Origin of the sequence: Streptomyces sp. MBT53 (assembly GCF_016654115.1) — a bacterium.
Classification (GTDB): Bacteria; Actinomycetota; Actinomycetes; order Streptomycetales; family Streptomycetaceae; genus Streptomyces.
Genome location: NZ_JAEQAZ010000007.1, coordinates 69,169 through 86,476, shown reverse-complemented (window position 1 = coordinate 86,476; position 17,308 = coordinate 69,169). Strand labels below are relative to the sequence as shown.

At 70.2% G+C, this 17,308-nt stretch carries 14 protein-coding genes and 2 pseudogenes; 5 read left to right on the top strand and 11 right to left on the bottom strand.

Annotation, left to right across the window (positions count from 1 at the left end; genetic code table 11):
- Positions 1–78 precede the first annotated feature (78 nt).
- Positions 79–2,535 (bottom strand): lysylphosphatidylglycerol synthase transmembrane domain-containing protein, encoded by a 2,457-nt coding sequence (locus JHN45_RS54320; RefSeq protein WP_201048098.1) that lies wholly within the window; start codon positions 2,533–2,535, stop codon positions 79–81.
- A 230-nt stretch (positions 2,536–2,765) separates the two neighbouring features.
- Here JHN45_RS54320 and JHN45_RS04590 point away from each other — a divergent pair, with 230 nt between their 5' ends.
- Complete coding sequence (locus JHN45_RS04590) at positions 2,766–3,305, top strand: HdeD family acid-resistance protein (RefSeq protein ID WP_200708576.1); 540 nt, start codon at positions 2,766–2,768, stop codon at positions 3,303–3,305.
- Between the two features lie 24 nt (positions 3,306–3,329).
- Here the strand turns inward: JHN45_RS04590 and JHN45_RS04585 are convergent, their stop codons facing one another.
- The 5 genes and pseudogenes from JHN45_RS04585 to JHN45_RS04575 all read right to left on the bottom strand — a co-directional run bounded on the left by JHN45_RS04585 (position 3,330) and on the right by JHN45_RS04575 (position 5,151).
- A complete protein-coding gene (locus tag JHN45_RS04585) occupies positions 3,330–3,782 on the bottom strand; it encodes a MarR family winged helix-turn-helix transcriptional regulator (protein WP_201048097.1) in 453 nt (150 codons plus the stop codon).
- Between the two features lie 46 nt (positions 3,783–3,828).
- Positions 3,829–4,002, bottom strand: a complete 174-nt coding sequence (locus JHN45_RS52785) for an acetoacetate decarboxylase family protein (RefSeq protein ID WP_236583361.1) — start codon at positions 4,000–4,002, stop codon at positions 3,829–3,831.
- Positions 4,003–4,186: 184 nt separating this feature from the next.
- Positions 4,187–4,357 (bottom strand): annotated as a pseudogene (locus JHN45_RS52780) (acetoacetate decarboxylase family protein); the annotation flags it as partial.
- A gap of 29 nt (positions 4,358–4,386) precedes the next feature.
- Entirely contained in the window at positions 4,387–4,533 is a 147-nt protein-coding gene (locus JHN45_RS52775; RefSeq protein ID WP_236583319.1) for a hypothetical protein, read from the bottom strand.
- Positions 4,534–4,605: 72 nt separating this feature from the next.
- Positions 4,606–5,151 (bottom strand): MarR family winged helix-turn-helix transcriptional regulator, encoded by a 546-nt coding sequence (locus JHN45_RS04575; protein WP_201048096.1) that lies wholly within the window; start codon positions 5,149–5,151, stop codon positions 4,606–4,608.
- A gap of 159 nt (positions 5,152–5,310) precedes the next feature.
- Between JHN45_RS04575 and JHN45_RS52770 the strand changes: the two are divergent.
- From JHN45_RS52770 to JHN45_RS04565, 3 genes and pseudogenes are all read left to right on the top strand, one after another.
- Positions 5,311–5,766 (top strand): annotated as a pseudogene (locus JHN45_RS52770) (YceI family protein); the annotation flags it as partial.
- Between the two features lie 132 nt (positions 5,767–5,898).
- Complete coding sequence (gene wrbA, locus JHN45_RS52765) at positions 5,899–6,501, top strand: NAD(P)H:quinone oxidoreductase (RefSeq protein ID WP_236583354.1); 603 nt, start codon at positions 5,899–5,901, stop codon at positions 6,499–6,501.
- 133 nt (positions 6,502–6,634) lie between these two features.
- The gene (locus JHN45_RS04565; RefSeq protein ID WP_201048094.1) at positions 6,635–7,861 is read left to right on the top strand and encodes a cytochrome P450; all 1,227 of its coding nucleotides are present in this window, start codon (positions 6,635–6,637) and stop codon (positions 7,859–7,861) included.
- Positions 7,862–7,873: 12 nt separating this feature from the next.
- Here the strand turns inward: JHN45_RS04565 and JHN45_RS04560 are convergent, their stop codons facing one another.
- The 5 genes from JHN45_RS04560 to JHN45_RS04540 form a co-directional block, all read right to left on the bottom strand.
- Positions 7,874–10,057: an alpha-galactosidase gene (locus JHN45_RS04560; RefSeq protein WP_201048093.1), complete on the bottom strand. Its 2,184-nt coding sequence runs from the start codon at positions 10,055–10,057 to the stop codon at positions 7,874–7,876.
- A 273-nt stretch (positions 10,058–10,330) separates the two neighbouring features.
- Positions 10,331–11,680 (bottom strand): sugar ABC transporter substrate-binding protein, encoded by a 1,350-nt coding sequence (locus JHN45_RS04555; RefSeq protein ID WP_200708570.1) that lies wholly within the window; start codon positions 11,678–11,680, stop codon positions 10,331–10,333.
- Between the two features lie 18 nt (positions 11,681–11,698).
- Complete coding sequence (locus tag JHN45_RS04550; protein ID WP_200708569.1) at positions 11,699–12,637, bottom strand: carbohydrate ABC transporter permease; 939 nt, start codon at positions 12,635–12,637, stop codon at positions 11,699–11,701.
- A gap of 13 nt (positions 12,638–12,650) precedes the next feature.
- Complete coding sequence (locus tag JHN45_RS04545) at positions 12,651–13,661, bottom strand: carbohydrate ABC transporter permease (protein ID WP_201048092.1); 1,011 nt, start codon at positions 13,659–13,661, stop codon at positions 12,651–12,653.
- A gap of 45 nt (positions 13,662–13,706) precedes the next feature.
- Positions 13,707–15,782 (bottom strand): fibronectin type III domain-containing protein, encoded by a 2,076-nt coding sequence (locus JHN45_RS04540; RefSeq protein ID WP_236583317.1) that lies wholly within the window; start codon positions 15,780–15,782, stop codon positions 13,707–13,709.
- 368 nt (positions 15,783–16,150) lie between these two features.
- Between JHN45_RS04540 and JHN45_RS04535 the strand changes: the two genes are divergently transcribed.
- Entirely contained in the window at positions 16,151–17,302 is a 1,152-nt protein-coding gene (locus tag JHN45_RS04535) for an ROK family transcriptional regulator (protein WP_201048091.1), read from the top strand.
- Positions 17,303–17,308 lie beyond the last annotated feature (6 nt).

Here is a 17,308-nt window from a genome sequence, read left to right as displayed (position 1 = left end):
CTTGAGTCATCCGACCGCGCCCGGAACTGTACGGCTGCGGCACCCGCCCGCTCGTCCACCGTACGACGGCCCGGCCCCTCACACGTAGCCGCGCCGCTGCACGACGTTCAGGGCCAGGGCGCCCAGCGGGACGTTCAGCCAGAAGGTGAGCAGCCGGTAGAGGAGCACCGCCGAGGTGGCCGCCCCTGCCGGGACGCCGAGGGCCGTCAGTCCGGCGATGAGTCCGGCCTCCAGCGCCCCGAGGCCGCCGGGCACGGGAGCCGCGTTGGCGATCAGCCGGGCCGCCATGTAGGCGGCGCCGACCTGGACGAAGGGGAGGTCGGCGCCCAGTGCGTGCAGGCTCATGGCGAGGCCGACGACCTGGATGAGGGGGAGGCCCAGGGCGCCGACGGTACCCACGACGATCTTGGCGGGTTCGGTCGCGATCCCCGCGACGGTCGAACCGGCCGCCCGCAGGAACGGCCACACCTTGTCGCCCAGGAAGCGCCGGCCCGGCGGGGTGAAGGCGAGCAGTCCGCCGGCGGCGAGCACGAGGGTGAGGGCCCACAGCACGGGGCGGCCGGCGGACAGGTCGAGATGTACTCCGGCGTGACGTCGTCCCGCCGAGGTGAGGAAGACGGCGGCGACCACGGTGTTGGAGAGCGCGCCGGCCAGGCTCTGCAGCCCCACGGAGGCGGTGGCGGCTCCGGTCTCGATCCCCGTCTTCTGGAGGTAGCGCAGGTTGAGCGCCATGCCGCCCACGTTGCTCGGGGTGATCCGGTTGAGGAACGAACTGGCGAACTGCACCTGGTAGGTGGGGCCGAACGGCAGCCGCTCCGGGATGGTTCCCTGTTGCAGGAAGGTCGAGAACGCCTGCGAGAGGAAGGTGATCGGCAACACCGCGAGCACCCACCACCAGTTGGCGTCCCGCAGCGCGTCGACGGCCGCGGGCGCGTTGGCCAACTGGGGCAGCACCAGGTGGAGTACGAGAAACGCGCCCGCGAGCCCCAGGACGCTCTTCCAGGTGAAGCGCGCCAGCCGCGCGGGCTGAACTTCCTTGGCGCCAGTGGCTGTTGAGACCTCAGTGGCGAGATCACGCAGCAGACTTGGCCGGCCGCCGGCCCGCAGCGTCCGCCGGCCGGCCTTCTCCCGGGCCGCCCGCGCGCGGGCCTGGTCGTGGTGGGCGACCGCACTCCGCGCGGGTCCCATGAGCGCGAGCGGTTGCAGGTACGGCAGCGCGGTCGCGAGCAACTCCGGTCCCAGGCCCGCGAGTGCGCACGCGGTGGCGCGCTGCGGGCCGACCCGTATCGCGGTCGTGGCCAGCAACTCCGCGAGGTCGCTGCCGAGCACCTCGGGCGGCGCGTTGAGCCGACCGCGCGCGAACGCGGTGAGCCGGCTCTCGCCGTCGGGTGCGACAAGGACGTGTTCCGGGCGCAACTCCCCATGTCCCAGGCGGTGTTCCTGGAGGCGAGCCACGGAGTTCCACACCCCGGTGAGGAGCGGGTCGGTCAACTCCTCGGCGCGCAGGGCGGAGAGGGCACGGGCGTCGTCCGGTGCGGAGGTCGCCACGAGGGCGCCGCCCCCGGCCACCGGATAGGCCATCACCGGTTCGACGGCCCGGGCGCCGGTGCGGGCCGCGAAGACCAGCATGAGCAATTCGTGCTCGGCGGCGACGAGTGGTGTCGGGGCGGTCGGGTCGGCGGGGTGACGCAGCAGTGTCCGCCGGGCGAGCCGGTGGAACAGATCGCGGTTGTGGTCCTCGGCGGCGAGCACCCGCACCGCGAGCCGGGACCCGGCAGGGGTGTCGGCCCGGTAGAGGGTCCCCTCCCCCGGCAGCTGCTCACTCGCGGGCAGTTCATGGAGCGCGCTGACCGAGATCCCGGACGCGGCGAGGGCGTCGGCGACGGCCTGCGCCGCCGGACGGTCGGCGGGAGCACCGGCCAGCAGGAGTACGGCCGATCCCGCCGCGCCGCCCATGGCGAGTGCGGTGACGGCGTCCAGCGGCACGATCGCCGCGGTGGCCACGCTCAGCACGGCACAGGAGGAGGCCAGCGCCCACAGCGCACGGCGCGGGCGCGCCCCGAGCCAGGGCCCGGCCGCGACGACGGCCGCGGCGCAGGCCGCCAGGTACACGGCCGGTGGCCAGGTCGCCCGCAGCAGTCCGTCCCTGCCGGCCAGCACCTCCGGCCAGGTGTCCGGTCTCCCCCGCTCCAACGCCAGGTGCGTGAGCGACCACGCGCCCAGTGCGCCGAGCACCGCCGCGGGCAGGACCCGTAGCACCGGGTCGGCCCGGCGCCGTACGCACCACACCACCACGGCCGCGACCGGCGCGAGGAGGGCGACGGCCTGGACCGTTCCCACCAGGGCGTCCCGGAGGGCCGGGGGGAGGGCGGTCGCCGAGTCGAGGAGGCCCTGCTGTGCGGCGCGGACGAAGTCGCGGGTCGCGACGGCCAGGAGTACGGCGGCCAGCAGTACGGCCAGGGACAGCGACAGCCGCCACAGATCGACCGCCCGTCGAACGGTCCGGGGAGGCGGTGTGTCGATCACGGTGCTCACGTCGGCTCCTCGTCGGCGGCCGCAGCCAGGGGGTGCCGATGTTCTCGCCGCAACTCGGGTGGCGCATCGGTCAGTTGGCTGTACCTCTTCATGTCATGGCGACAGGGGGGTATGGAAGTAGCGGATGCAGTCGTATGACAGATCGCGGCCGGGGGGCGCGACCTTAGCCTTCGTGGCGGACCATGGCCCCGGGCGAAGACCGGGGCGACATTCGTATGGGGAAGGTGACCATGTTCAGTTCACCCAACGTGCTTCTCTCGCGCGGTCTGCTGGCCGTCGTCCTCGGTGTGGTCTCCGTCGCCTGGCCCGGCATCACCATCGGCGCCGTTGTCGTCCTGTTCGCCGTCTACGCGTTCATGATCGCGGCCACGGACGCCGCGCGTGCCTTCGCCAGTGACCGGGTTGGACCGGTCCTCGGCTGGCTGTTGCTCTCCTTGCTCTCGCTGGCCGGCGGGGTGGTCGCCCTGGCCTGGCCCGGCATCACGGCTCTCGCGCTCACGATCTGGATCGCCGCGTGGGCCCTGACGACCGGCGCCATGGAGATCGGACTGGCCTTCCAGCGCGGCGAGACGGCGGGGGAACGCACCTTGTTCCTGCTGACCGGCGCGGTGGCGATCGTGTTCGCGTTCTCGCTGTTCGTCCACCCGGACATCGGCGCGGTCTCCCTCGCCACGGTCTTCGGCCTGTTCAGCCTCGTCTACGGCGTCTCGGCGGTCTTCGCCTCGTTCGAGGAGCGGCGCCACCGCACCGGCGCGGTCCGGCCCGCGTAAGGAACTCGCTGGGGGCCGCGGCCCTCAGTCGAACTTCTCGACCACCGTCTCGAACTGCCGCACCATGGCCGACAGTGACCGGCCGTCCAGATGGTCCATGACCCGCTTGCGGGCACTGGCGAGGTGGACCGGATACGCGGCCTGGAGCCGTTGCATGCCGTCCGGGGTGAGCGTCGCCACGTTCCCCCGGGCGTCCCCTTCGTAGCGCCGTTTGACGACCTGGCCGCGGCTCTGCAGCGCGTCCACGACACGGGTGATACGGCTCGCCGAGAGGGCGGTGGCCGAGGCCAGGTCCGCCATGCGGAGTTCCTGGTTCTCGGCCTCCGACAGGCTCATCAGGACGACGTACTCGGTGAGCGTCAGACCCGTGGCGCGCAGCAGGTCGTCGTCCAGCGAGCGCGGCAGCGCGACGATGACACGCATCAGCGCGCGCCAGAAGCGCTCTTCCTGCGCGGTGAGGGGATCTTCGGCGGTCATCCTCGCAGGTTAGCGTGCTCAAGCAAGGAACCTCAACGGCGGCCCGCTACCCGTCCAGTCGCCGTACGTCCGGCACGCTGTAGGACATCGAGGCGCGGAAGTCGGCGCCGGTACGCACGGGAGCCAGGTCGGCCAGTTCCTCGCCCCGGGCGGCGAACAGGCTGATGTCTCCGGTGCCGGTCCACACGTCGGCGAGTCGCCGGTCGTCGAACTCGGCCATGACCAGCTCGTGCACGGCGGGTTTGCCGTACTACCCGGCGAACAGGCTCGGGAAGTGCCGGAGGTTGACCGTGGGCCGGGCGAAGAGGGCCGCCGGGTGCGAGGGTCGGCGAGGCGTTGCCGGGGGCCGCGAAGACGCGCGTCTGGTGGACCGCGCCCAGTTTCTTCGGGAAGCCCTGTAGCCAACCTCGCGCCAGGGCAAGGTCGTTGTCGACGTAGATGTACGGGCACCACGAGACCGGCTCGTCCCGGTGGTGCGCGTCGACCAGGACCATGAACTCGCGGTACTGGCTGCGCACCGGGTCGAGGTACTCGTCGTGCCGCGCGGAGAACTGCCAGTCGGTGAACAGCGCCACCGCGCGCCCGTCGGAGTCCGGGTCCGGTGTCAGCCCTCGGGGAGTGTCGCCTCGGCGGCGGCCGGGTCGGCCCAGAACTCGACGCCGAGGATGTCACCGGCGTAGCGCCACGGCGGGGCGGGCGCGAGATCCGCCTCTCCACGCGGTGACAGCGGGTAGGTGTAGCCCTGGAGCATGGATGCCTCCTCGGCGGTGGGTGGGGCCGGAAGGACACCATGTTTCGCCGGAGGGAGCGGGCCCGGCTTGGGTCATGTGACTGCTTCGCCGTACGCGGACGTCTGTTCGCGGGAGTCGTGGCTCGCCCGGCACCGGGCGTGGAGCGGATCGGCCACCGCCCCCAGTTCCTCGGCCAGTTGGTCGACCAGGACCGGGTCGAGCCGGTCGATGACGCGTCGGCGCGCGCTGGCCAGATGCGCCGGGTAGGCGCCGCGCAGCCGTCGCCACCCCGCTTCGGTGAGTACGGCCATGCTGCCCCGAGCGTCCGTCGAGTGCGGTCGCTTGACCACCAGCCCCTCGGCCCGGAGGGCTTCCACGAGCCGGGTGATGCGGCTCGCGGACAGGCCCGTGGCGGTGGCCAGGTCGGTCATGCGCAGGCCGATGTCGTCCGCCTCCGACAGGTGCATCAGCACGGTGTACTGGGTGAGCGACAGACCGGTGGAGCGCAGCAGATCCTCGTCGAGCGCCCGGGGCAGCGTCACCAGCAGTCTCTGCAGCGAGCGCCAGAGGCGTTCCTCGACACAGCTCAGCGGAGTGGAGACCGGGTTCGTGGGGTGCTGTTGCTCCGGCGTTTCCATGTCCTTCGCCTTCCCGCCGAAGCTCCCGGTGAGACCACTGAACCACAGGAACTACTTGCTTGACAAAGCATTTCCGATGGGTCGAAGATACTTGCCCAAGCAAGCAACAGCGTCGCAACGGGACGGCCCGCGCGACGACGAGCGAGAGGCCAGCAGGGCATGAGCGTCTCCTTGCCCCCAGCCGGGACGTACGTGATCGATCCCGCGCGGTCGTCCGTCACCTTCACCACGCGGCACCTGTTCGGCCTGGGCCGGGTGAGTGGCACGTTCCAAGTGGAGTCGGGGCGCGTCACGATCGCGGAGCCGGTCACCCACTCGACCGCTCGGGCGGTCATCGAAGCGCGCAGCTTCCGCACGGGTACGTCCCGCCGCGACAACCATGTGCGCTCCCCCGCGTTCCTCCACGCGGAGCGCTACCCCGAGATCAGGTTCGAGTCGACCAGGGTGGCCCGCGGCGAGGAGGGTGCCTGGGTCGTCAAGGGGCTCCTCACCGTCCGCGGACACCAGGCCCCGGTCGAACTGACGGTGGACTCCCTGTCCGTCGACAACGGCTCACTGCGGATCTCGGCCTCGACCTCCGTCGACCGCTACCGCCACGGACTCACCGCGTCGAAGGGCCTCGCTGCCCGCCGGCTGCGGCTCACCCTGACCACCATCGCCCATCCCGAACCGAGCACGGCGGCCCCCGCCGCCGAGGCCACGGCGGCGACCGCCGTCGAGCACGCAGCACAGCGAGAGGAAATTCCCATGTCTCCCAAGATCGCAGTCATCTACTACTCGTCGACCGGTACCGTGCACGAGCTGGCCGAGGCGGTGGCCGAGGGCGCCCGCAAGGAGGGTGCGGAGGTACGGCTCCTGCGTGTGTCCGAGCTCGCCCCCGAGGAGGCCATCGCCGCCAACGACGCCTGGTCGGCGCATGCTTCGGCCACCAAGGACATACCGGTGGCGACCCCGGCCGACATCGAGTGGGCGGACGCGGTGATCTTCGGCAGCCCCACCCGGTTCGGCAATGTCGCCAGCCAGTTGAAGCAGTTCATCGACACGCTCGGCGGGCTGTGGGCGCAGGGCAAGCTGGCCGACAAGGTCTACAGCGGCTTCACGGCCACCGCCACCGCGCACGGCGGCCAGGAGTCCACGCTGCTCGCCCTCTACAACTCCGTGCACCACTTCGGCGGCATCATCGTCACCCCGGGCTACACCGACCCGGTGAAGTTCGCCGACGGCAACCCCTACGGCACCAGCCACGTCAACGGCCAGGGTGCGCTTCCCGTCGACGACACCGCCCGGGCCGCCGCCGCGTACCAGGGCAAGCGCGTGGCCACGGTCACCGCACGGTTCAACAACGCGTGACAGCACGGCAGTCGGGTGCCTGCGGCAGCCATACGGCGACCGTCGGCACCCGACGCCGTGACACGTCCCTCCAGTCCTTCGGTCGACGAGACGCTCGCCGACGAGAGCACAGAAACCAGGCGGGAGAACCCGGATGACCACGAACGAGAGCGGGTCGTTGCGGCCGGAGCTGGAAGGTGCGGCGTTCCAGGCGGATCCGCACACGCTGCTGCGGCGGTTGACGGAGTCCGCGGCGGCGCACCGCTGCGAACCGGCCGGTGCGCCGCCGCAGTTGCTGATCACCGGCTACCAGGCGGCCCGTCAAGTCCTCACCGATCCGCGCGTGTCCAAGCGCGGCGAGCGCGCCGGCCTGGAGCCGGGCTGGCTGATGAGCGGTGTGCGGGACGAGGTCGGCATCGACTACATGCTCACCGTGGACCCGCCCGACCACACCCGCCTGCGCAAACTGGTGACCCGCGCCTTCACACCCCAGCAGATCGAGGCGCTACGGCCCCGCACGCGCGAGATCTCGGACGAGCTGGCCGACGCCGTACTGGCCGCCGAGGCACCGGAGTTGATCGACGGGTTCGCCGTCCGTGTGCCCATCGCGGTGATCTGTGAACTGCTCGGCGTGCCGCTGGCCGACTGGGACAGGTTCCGCTGGGCCTCGGAGCAGATCGTGTCCCCGGTCGCCGGATCGGACCGGGAGGAGGCCTACGTCTGGATGAGCGGGTACCTGGCCGTGCTGATCGCGGGCAAGCGGGCCGTGCCCGGCCCTGACCTGCTGAGCGCGCTGGCCAACGACACCGTCGAAGACGCCCTCACCGACCCGGAGTTGGTCGGTATGGCCTTCCTCCTTCTGATCGCCGGGTACGAGACGACCGCCAACCTCATCGGTGCCGTCCTCCTCGGTCTGGCCCGACAGCCGGACCTCTTCGAGGCGCTGCGCGCCGATCCCGCGCTCGTGCCCGCTGCGGTCGAGGAGTTCCTCCGCCTGGACGGGCCGGTACTCACCGCGACCGAACGCTTCGCCACCGAGGACATGGTGATCGGTGAAGTGCCGGTGCGCCGGGGCGACATGCTGCTGGTGTCGCTCGCCGCGGCGAACCGCGATCCCGCCCGGTTCGAGGAGCCGGACTCCTTCCGTCTCGGGCGGTCGACCGGCCATGTCGCCTTCGGGCACGGTGTCCACCACTGTCTGGGCGCGCCCCTGGCGAGGATGGAGGCCGCGGTCGCGGTCACCGCGCTCCTGGAACGCGTCGAGAGTCTAGAACTGGCCGTGGGCGAGGCCGAGTTGGAGTGGTCTCCGGGTCTGCTGATGCACGGTGTACGGAGCCTTCCCGTCAACGTCACGGTCTCGGGGAACACCAATTCTCGCTGACGCACGGCGACTTCAGCCAACGCGGCGGACCTCGACGAGCAGTGCCTGCCCGGGATCGAGGGTCGGCATGGGCAGTCCCGCGACGGCCGGCACCGAGCCGGGCAGCGCGAGCCAGTCCTCCTGCGCGGCCGTGACCCACGGAGGCGCCGCCACCTGGTGGAAGGACGGCAGGCCGAGTTCGGTGCGCACCCGGAGTCGGTAGTGGGCGTCGGGGCTCAGCCCCGGCAGGGTCGTACGACCGGACTGCCCCTCGGGTGAACTCGCCACGCGCGCCCAGGAGTACAGGGCCCTCGATCCGTCCTGGGCCACCACTCCGTGCAGTACGTGGGCCTCGTCCTCCAGGTCGGCGCGGACCGTACGGCTCGTGTGCAGCAGTGGGCGCAGTTCGCGGTAGAGGGCGCTCCAGGCGGTGAGTCGGGCCAGCTCCTCCTCGGAGCACCGTGCGAGGTCCTGCTCGATGCCCGCGTGGCCGAACAGGGCGGTGATCATGCGGAAGGAGTCGGAGGTGACACGTCCGGTGGTGTGGCTGCGGGCGGCGCCGACGTGGGCGCCGACGAGTTCGGGCGGCAGGAGTTGGGCGGTCCAGCTCTGGATGGCCTGGCGTTCCACGGGGTCGTTGCAGTCCGAGGGCCACACCCGGTCGGTGCGGGCCAGCACGCCCAGGTCGATCCGGCCACCGCCGCTTGCACAGCTCTCGATCTCCAGTCCCGGGTGGCGCTGCTTGACCGCGTCCAACAGCCGGTACAGCGCCGCGACTTGGGCGTGACCGGCGGGCCGGTCGTCCGGAGTGTGCACGGCCTCGTGGAGTTCCCGGTTGTGGTCCCACTTCAGGTAGGCGATGTCGTAGCTGCCGACGAGGGCGTCGAGTGACTTCAGCAGGTAGTCGAAGACCTCGGGGCGGGCGAGGTCCAGGACGTGTTGATGGCGGGCGGTCGGGCCGAGGCCTGCGGCGGGGCCGAGGATCCAGTCGGGGTGGGCGCGGGCCAGGTGGGAGTCGAGGTTCACCATCTCCGGCTCCACCCAGAGCCCGAAGTCCATGCCCAGCGCCCGGACATGGTCGGCGAGCGGGCTGAGCCCGTCGGGCCAGACGGTCGGGTCGGCGAGCCAGTCGCCGAGACCTGCCGTGTCGGCGCGGCGCCCGCTGAACCAGCCGTCGTCGAGCACGAACCGCTCGACCCCCACCGCGGCGGCCCGCTCGGCCAGGGCGCGCAGCCGGCCGAGGTCGTGGTCGAAGTAGACGCCCTCCCAGCTGTTGAGCACCAAGGGGCGGGCGCCGCGCGGGTGTTGGGGTCGTGCGCGGAGATGGCGGTGGAAACGGTCGGCGATGCCGTCGAGGCCATCGGCCGACCATGCGAAGTGGCAGCGGGGCGTGCGGTACGACTCCCCGGGGGCGAGACGGATCTCGCCCGCCCGGAGGAGTTCGCCGCCACCGAGAGCCGAGGCGTGTACGCCCGCTCCCTCCGGGAGTTGCTCGACCAGGTAGCGCTGATCGCCGCTCCACGCCACGTGCACGGCCCACACTTCGCCGGTACGGAACCCTAAGTCCGGTACGCCCACCGACAGGAGGTACGGCGAGTCGACGCCGGGTTTTCCGCGTCGTACGTCGCGGACGTGGGCGCCGTGGTGCAGCGGGCGGTGTTGCGGGGAGCGTTCGCGGCTCCACTTTCCGGTGAAGTCCAGGATCTCGGTGGCCCGGCGCGGAAGAGGCAGCAGGGTCAGGGCACCGGATAGGTCGTAGGGCGTCGTGTCGGTGCCGGGCGGGCGGGAGAGGACGGCGTCGGCGGTGAGGATTCCGTGCGGGTCCAGGGTGTAGGTGAGGGTGATGTCCAGGCCGAACGGCTCGTCGCTCAGCCGGAGTTGGAGTTCGCCGCCGCCGTCGGGGGCCGTGTGGTGGGTGGCGCCGGTGAGGGTGGGCCGGGGTGCGGTGGCGGTGCCGGCCCGGTGGCCGTGGTGGGCCGGGGTGCCGGACCAGCCGTCCGCCTCGGTGGGCCAGACGGTGAAGCGGCGCGGGATGTCGGGGGCGTTGTTGAGGATCGCGGGTTCGGCGGTGAGGCTCAGGGCCGTCAGGTCCTCGGGGGTGAGGTCGCCCAGGTCGGCTCCCCAGTGCAGGACCCGGGGCACGGGTTCGGTGAGTTCCACGGTGAAGCAGGTACCGGCCGCCCGCAGGCTGACGATGCGCGAGGGGGGTGTGGGCATGCGGTCTCTTTTCGGGGAGGGCGGCGGAACGCCGTGGCCCGGCACGGAAGGGCGAGTGGGGCGGGCATGGCCGAGCCGGTCCGGGCCACGGTTCGCGCCGGACCCACGCGCCTGGACGGATCTCGCCGGCCGGCACAGTCGTCATCGACCGGGCAGCGCCGGACGGCGAGCGGCTCGGGGCCTCGGAGCAACTCCGCGACGGCGGCGGGGACTTGCGTGGGGATCCCCGCCGTACAAGCCCCGTCCCGCCTCAGTGCGCCGAAGGGGCGGCGGTCACTTCTCGGTGAGGATGCTCTTCGTCTTGGCCTGCATGTCGGCGAAGACGCTGTCGCTCTTCTGGCCGCCGAAGTAGGCCTCGATCAGCGGCTCGATCGCGTCCTGGAGGGCGGCGCCGTTGCGGAAGTCCGGCGACGGGTACAGCTCCTTGTTCTTGAGCATGTCGGTGAAGACCGTGAGGTCGACGCCCTGCGCCTTGAGCGCCTTGGCGGAGGCGTCCATCGAGGCGGGGATGGACGGGAAGAAGGTGCCGGTCGCCGACGCCTTGGTCTGGCAGGCCTCGGAGCCCATGTAGGAGACCCACTTCCAGGCCAGGTCGGGGTCCTTCGTGCCGGCCCAGATGGTGTTGCCGTTGGAGTTGCTGAAGACGGCGCGGGTCTTGCCGTCGGGGCCCAGGACCGTGGGGCCGATGCCGACCTTGACGTTGGGGATCTTGGCGAAGGTGGACGCCGACCACGATCCGCCGGTCTCCATCGCCACCTTGCCCGAGGAGAGCAGGTCGACGTCGGACACGGTGTTGGTGAACGTGCCGATCTTGGGTGCGTAGCCCTTCGCGACCAGGGTGCGGATCCAGTCCATGGTCTTCACCAAGCGCGGGTCGTTGTAGTTCAACTCGGTGGGCCAGTTGGCCTTGTTGCCGAGCCGCCAGCCGGTCGTGGAGACGAAGGAGCTCCAGGTGGACTGGCCCAGGAAGTCCTTGGCGGCCAGCTGGCCGAAGCCGTAGGTCTTGATGTGCGCCTTGTCGAAGCCCGGCTGGTCACCGCGTCGGCCCTTGGTGTCGAGGGTGAGGTGGGCGATCATCTTGCCGATCGTGCCGCCGTCGTCGGGGTTCCAGTTCAGCTTCTGGACGTCGTCGGCGGAGTAGCCGGCCTTGGTGAGCATGTCGGTGTTGTAGTAGAGGCCGGTGGCGGCCCAGTCCAGGGGCAGGCCGTACTGCTTGCCGTCGGTGTACTTCCACGAGTCGACGCCGACGGAGAACCGCGAGAGGTCGAACTTGTCCTTCTTGATGTAGTCGTCCAGCGGGAGGAGTTGGTGCTGGTCGGCGTACTCCGGGAAGAACTGGACGCTGTTCTGGAAGGCGTCGGGAGCCTTGCCGGCCACGAAGCCGGCGGTGAGCTTGGTGAAGTAGTCCGTGACGTTGTACTGGGTGATCTTCACCTTGACGCCGGGGTTGGCGTTCTCGAAATCCGTGGCGCAGACCTTGTAGGCGGCGGCCTGCTTGTCGTCCCAGGTCCACCAGTTGAGGGTGGAGGAGCCGGAGCCGCTGCTCGAGCCCGAGGAGCAGGCGGAGACGAGGGCGGTCAGGGTGAGCGCGGCTCCCAGTGCCACGGCCTTGCGAACTCTCATGGTTCCTTCTTTCACTGATCACTTGAGGCCGGAGAAGCCGATGGAGTTGACGATGCGTTTGCCGAAGGCGATGAAGAGCAGCAGCATCGGCAGCGCCGCGATGAGCGCGGCGGCCATCAACCCGGCCCAGTCGGGGGCGGCTTGGGGTGAGGACTGCTTGAAGACGCCGAGGGCGAGGGTGAGTGGCTGGACGCTCTGGTCGTTGGCGATGAGCAGCGGCCAGAAGTAGTCGTTCCAGGCGTTGACGAACATCAGCAGCGAGACGGTGGCGATCGGCGCGGACGACATCGGCAGGATGATCCGGAAGAAGATCCGCAGGGGACCCGCGCCGTCGATGATCGCGGCTTCCTCGACCTCCGTGCTCAGGCCCAGCATGAACTGCCGCAGGAAGAACAGCGCGAAGGCCTGGAACAGCCCGCCGGGGAGGATGAGTCCGGCAAAGGTGTCGGTGAGTCCGAGGTCCTTCACCAGGACGAAGTTGGGCAGCAGCGTGAAGACGCTGGGCACCATCAGGGCGCTGATCAGGATGTTGAACACTAGGTCGCGGCCACGCCAGTGCAGCCGGGAGAAGGCGTAGGCGGCGGCTGCCGAGAACAGCACGATGAGCGCCGTCTGCACGGACGCGTAGATCAGCGAGTTCCGCAGATAGATCGCGATGTCGAGGGTGGCGCCCGAGCCGCCCTGGGCCTGTGCCTCGGCGGTGGTGGCGATGCCGAGGACGCGTTCGAAGGCGCCCCAGGTGAAGCCGACCGGCAGCGGCGAGGACGGGTTGGTGGCGAGCTGGTAGTTGTTCGACAGGGCGGTGCGGAGGATCCAGTAGAAGGGGAAGAGGGTGACGAGGACGATGCCGCCGAGGTAGGTCCAGGCCACGGCCCTGCCGGGCGAGAACCTGCGGGTGTCCTTCCGGGGCGGGCGACGCGGGAGCGCCGCCGGGCCGGGTGCGACGGTGACAGCCATGGGGCGGCCTCCTTCAGCTCAGGTCGGATTCATTGGCGCGGGCGAGCCGCAGTTGGGTGAAGGTGACCGCGATGAGCAGGGCGAACAGGGCCAGCGACATGGTGGCTGCGTAGCCGAAGTCGAACTGGCGGAAGGCCTTGCGGTAGATGTACATCTGCAGCACGTTCGAGGCGTTCGCCGGACCGCCCTCGGTGGTGACCTGCACGATGTCGAACACCTGGAAGGAGTTGATCACCGTCAGGACGACGACCATGACGAGGATCGGCCGCAGCAGGGGCACGGTCAGTCGCCGGAACATCTGGATCTCGCTCGCGCCGTCGACCCGGCCGGCCTCATAGATGGTCGGCGGGATGGTCTGCAGTCCGGCGAAGATCAGCAGGGCGTAGTAGCCCATCCACTTCCAGACGCTGATCGCGGCGAGGGAGGGGATCGCCCATCCCCCGCTGCCGAAGAACAGGATGGAGTGGCCGGTCAGATGCTTGAGGGCGATGTTGACGATGCCGAGGGTCGGGTCGAGCATCCACTGCCACACCAGAGCGGCGATGACGTTGGAGATCAGGAACGGCAGCAGGATCACTCCGCGCAGTGCCGACGACCGGGTCACCCGGTCCAGCACCACCGCCGTCACCAGCGAGATCAGGGTGCCGAAGACGACGGACAGCAGGACGAAGTAGCCGGTGACGAGGAGCGAGTGCCAGAAGACGTCGTCCCCGAACAGCTCCCGGAAGTTGGCAAGGCCGACCCATTTCGGCGGGCTCAGGACATGGAACTCGGTGAAGCTGAGGTAGATGCCGCGCAGGGTCGGATAGGCGTAGAAGGTCGCGAAGCCGATCACGGCGGGCAGGATGAGCAGCAGGGCGATCGGCAGGTCCCGGCGGCGGGCGGCGGCCGACCTGGTGACGGCCGTGCGCCGCGCCTTCCTGCCCGGGCCCTTGCTGGGTGAGGTGGTGGTGGCCACGGCGCCCGGTTCACCGGACCGCGGTTTCACCGATGTCGCGTGGTTGCCCTGTGATGTGACCACCACAGCACCCTCCTTCTTGCGATACGAACTGCGATACGAACTGGTGGATCAGACGGTGATCTTGTCGATGTCCGGCGCGTAGTCGGTCGCGTTGCCGAAGCCGATCGTGTTGTCCCCGGCCTTCAGCGGCACCGGGACGGTGAGCGACTGCGGGGTGCCCCAGGCGTTGTCGTTGGTGCCGGGCACCGGGACCTGGAGCGTCGTGTCACCGACGGTCAGGTCGATGACGCGACTTGAGTCGGCGTCCACGTAGTCCAGCTTCAGCAGATAGGTGCCGTCCTTCGGCGCGCTGACGTGGGTGAAGGCGACGACCCCGCCGCCGAGGTTGCCGATCTTCTTTCCGCCGGAGCAGGCGTCGCAGCCGGCGACGACGGCGTTGCCGGTGAGGATGTTGCCGGGTGACTCGGCCTCGTAGGCGGTGGGACCGCCGGACGCCGGCGCGTTCACCGCAACGGCCTTGCTGGGAGCCGAAGTTCGGCCCTTGGCGTCACGGGCGACGACGGTGAAGGTGTGGGCACCGGCCGCGCTCAGGCCGCTCACGGTAGCCGTGGTGCCGGTGCCGGCGCTCACCGGGCGGCCGTCGGCGTAGACGGTGTAGCGGGTGACGGGCGAGGCGCCGGTGTTCACCTTGTTCCAGGCCAGCGAGACACTCGTGGACGTGGCGGCGGTGCCGTGGACGCCCAGCGGGGTTCCGGGTCGGCCGCCATTGTCCTTCGGGGTGAAGGTGAACAGCCGTGAGCCGTGTGCGGGCAGGTTCGCCGTGAGGTGTCCGGAGACGCGGCCGAGGTTCTTGTGCTGCCACAGGTCACGGACCGCGGCCGGGCCGCTGATGCCCAGGTCGGCGAAGTCCGCGGTGACGTCGGCGGTTTCGGAGCCCAGGTTGAACAGGGCGACGGTGTAACTGCCGTCGGGATTGCGGGCGTACCAGGTCTGCTGGTTCGTGGTCTGGCTGACCGGCCGCGCGGGATGACCCGCCTGGTCCACGGCGATGACCTCGTCGTTGGTGAGCAGCTTCAGCCCGTACGGGTCGAGTTTGGTGAGGTCGTCGCCCGAGTACAGCGGCGCCGACTCGATGGCCCACAGCGTGGCGTAGCTCTGCCGTTCGGCCTCGGTGAGGCCGTCCATGGCGCCGACGCCGACGTTCAGGGAGTCGAGGTTGTTCCAGTGTCCGGGTCCCGCGTCGTCGATCCACTGCACGACGTCGTTCCAGCGGACCTTCAGCGAGTTGTTCCACGTCACGAGCGTGTCGCAGTAGCACTCGACGTCGGTGTCGACCCGCCAGCCGTTGGAGTTGGCCTTCCAGGTCTCGGCCTGGGTGTGGCTCAGTGACCAGGACAGCGTCAACTGCATGGGACGGCCGGTCCGTTGGAGCGCGGTGTGCCAGGCCTTCACGTCCGGGGTGTTGTCGTGGTCCGCGTCACCCTGCCACGAACCCGGGCCGACACCGTCGACCTTGAGGAAGTCCACGCCCCAGCCCGCCAGTTGGTCGGCGAGGGAGTCGATGTACTTCTGCGCGCAGGGGTTGGCGAAGTCCATCTTGTACGCGGAGTTCCACCCGTTGGTCTTCCGCAGATCGGGATAGACGATGTCCGAAGTGGTGCAGCCGGGCGCGTTGTGGATGGCCGTCTTCCCGTCGCCGTACGCGACGGGGTCGAGGCCGACCGCCAGATACAGCCCGAACTTGAGGCCCTTGTGGTGGAGGTAGTCGCCCAGCGACTTCATGCCGTGCGGGAATGTCGTGGTGTTCGCGGTCGGCCGGGCGTACTGGTCGAAGCCGCTCGCCCAGCCGGCGTCCACGTTGATGTACTCGTAGCCGTGGGACTTGAGCTTCGAGGCGACCACGTCGGCCTGCTGCTTGACATGCGCCTCGGTCAGCCAGCTCACCCCGCCGTAGCCGGGATAGCTGGTGGCCTCCAGGCTCCAACTGCTCCAGCCCATATAGGGCTTGGCGGCCAGGACCGCCTGTTGCCGGGGCGCGCCGGTGTCCGCGGTCGACGCGGCGGCCGGTGCCGCGAGGGACACCACGAGAGCGCCGGCGGCCAGGACGGGCAGATGACGGAGGAGCGCACCGCCCGCACGGAATCTGTGCCGAGCGAATGACGCGGGTCCTGCTGGACGAGGCATGTGTTTACTCCATCTCGGCGCGAAAAGGCACGGCGGGGCCCCGGGAAGGTCCGGAAGTGCCCCTGCGCGGTCAGCCGCATGGGGAATTGGTGAGTGGGCGTTCGGATCCGCCCTCGTAGCCGTACGACGACGGCCGGTCGTGGGGGAAACCGGCCGCCACCTGCGCCGGTGGACGTCCCATCCGCCTGTCGCGAGGTGCCGCGAATGTAGCCAGGCTTTTCTTCCAGCGTCAACATATTGCGCCGCGCGAATCATCGACATTCGTGGAAAGAATGGAGCCGGATTCAGGAGATGAGTGCGGAAGACGGGCGCAGATCCACGCGATCCTTCTTCTATCTTCTTTTCCAATGGAAATGTATGGTCGCCGCATGACGCTCGCCGATCAGCCACCCGCGGCCTCGCTGCTCTTCCAGACCCTCCTGGCCCACGGCCCGCTCACGCGCGCCGAGGTCGGGCGCCGCACCGGTCTGTCGCCCGGCGCGGTGACGAAGGTCGCCACTCCCCTGCTGACCGACGGCTGGATCACCGAGCTGGGCCGCTCCACCGAGCGCACCCAGGGCCGGCCGGCCACCCTCATGGCGGTGCGCGGAGAACGCGCCCGCTTCGTGGGCGTGAAGATCACTGGTGACGAACTCATCGGCGTGCTGGCCGACTTGACCGCGCGCACCCTGGCCACCGCACGGTCCGCACTCGGTTCGCGTGACGTCGGCACGGTCGTCCTGGCCGTCGCACGCCTCGTCGAGCAGCTGAACGCGAAGGCGCGGCCGTACGCACCGGGCGCCCTGCACGGCATCGGCGTCACGATCTCCGGGGACGTCGACGGCCACACCGGAACCGTCCAGTACTCCCCCTTCCTCAACTGGCGCCGCGTACCCCTCGCCCAACTCGTCCGGAACGCGACGCAGTTGCCGACGGTCATCGAGAACGACGTCCGCGCCCTGACCGTCGCGGAGCAGTGGTTCGGTGTGGGCGCCGGGCTGTCGTCCTTCGCCCTGGTCACCGTCGGCGCCGGCATCGGCTGCGGCATCTCCATCGGCGGCCGGGTCGTCTCCGGTGCGCACGGCGTCTCCGGCGAGGTCGGCCACCTCCCCGTGGGCGGCACGGACCGGGTGTGCACCTGCGGCAACACCGGCTGTGTGGAAGCCGTCGCCTCCACCCAGGCCATCACCGACCAGGCCCGCCAGGCGGCAGGCGACCCCGAACTGACGATGGACGGCGCGGTCCGCCTGGCCCACGCCGGCAACGACGTCGTCCGCGCCGTCTTCGCCCGGGCCGGTCACGCCCTGGGCCTGGCCATCGCCTCCGTCGCCAACCTCATCGGCCCCGAACGGATCATCATCTCCGGTGAGGGCGTGGCCACTTACGACCTCTACGAGGACCAGATCCGCGCCACCTTCGCGGCCCGTGCCTTCGGCGCGGCGGCCGACTGCGACCTCGTCGTCAGACCCCTCCCCTTCGAGGAATGGGCCCGCGGCGGCGCCGCCATAGCCGCCCAGCACGTCTTCGCCCCCGTCAAGTAGCCAGCA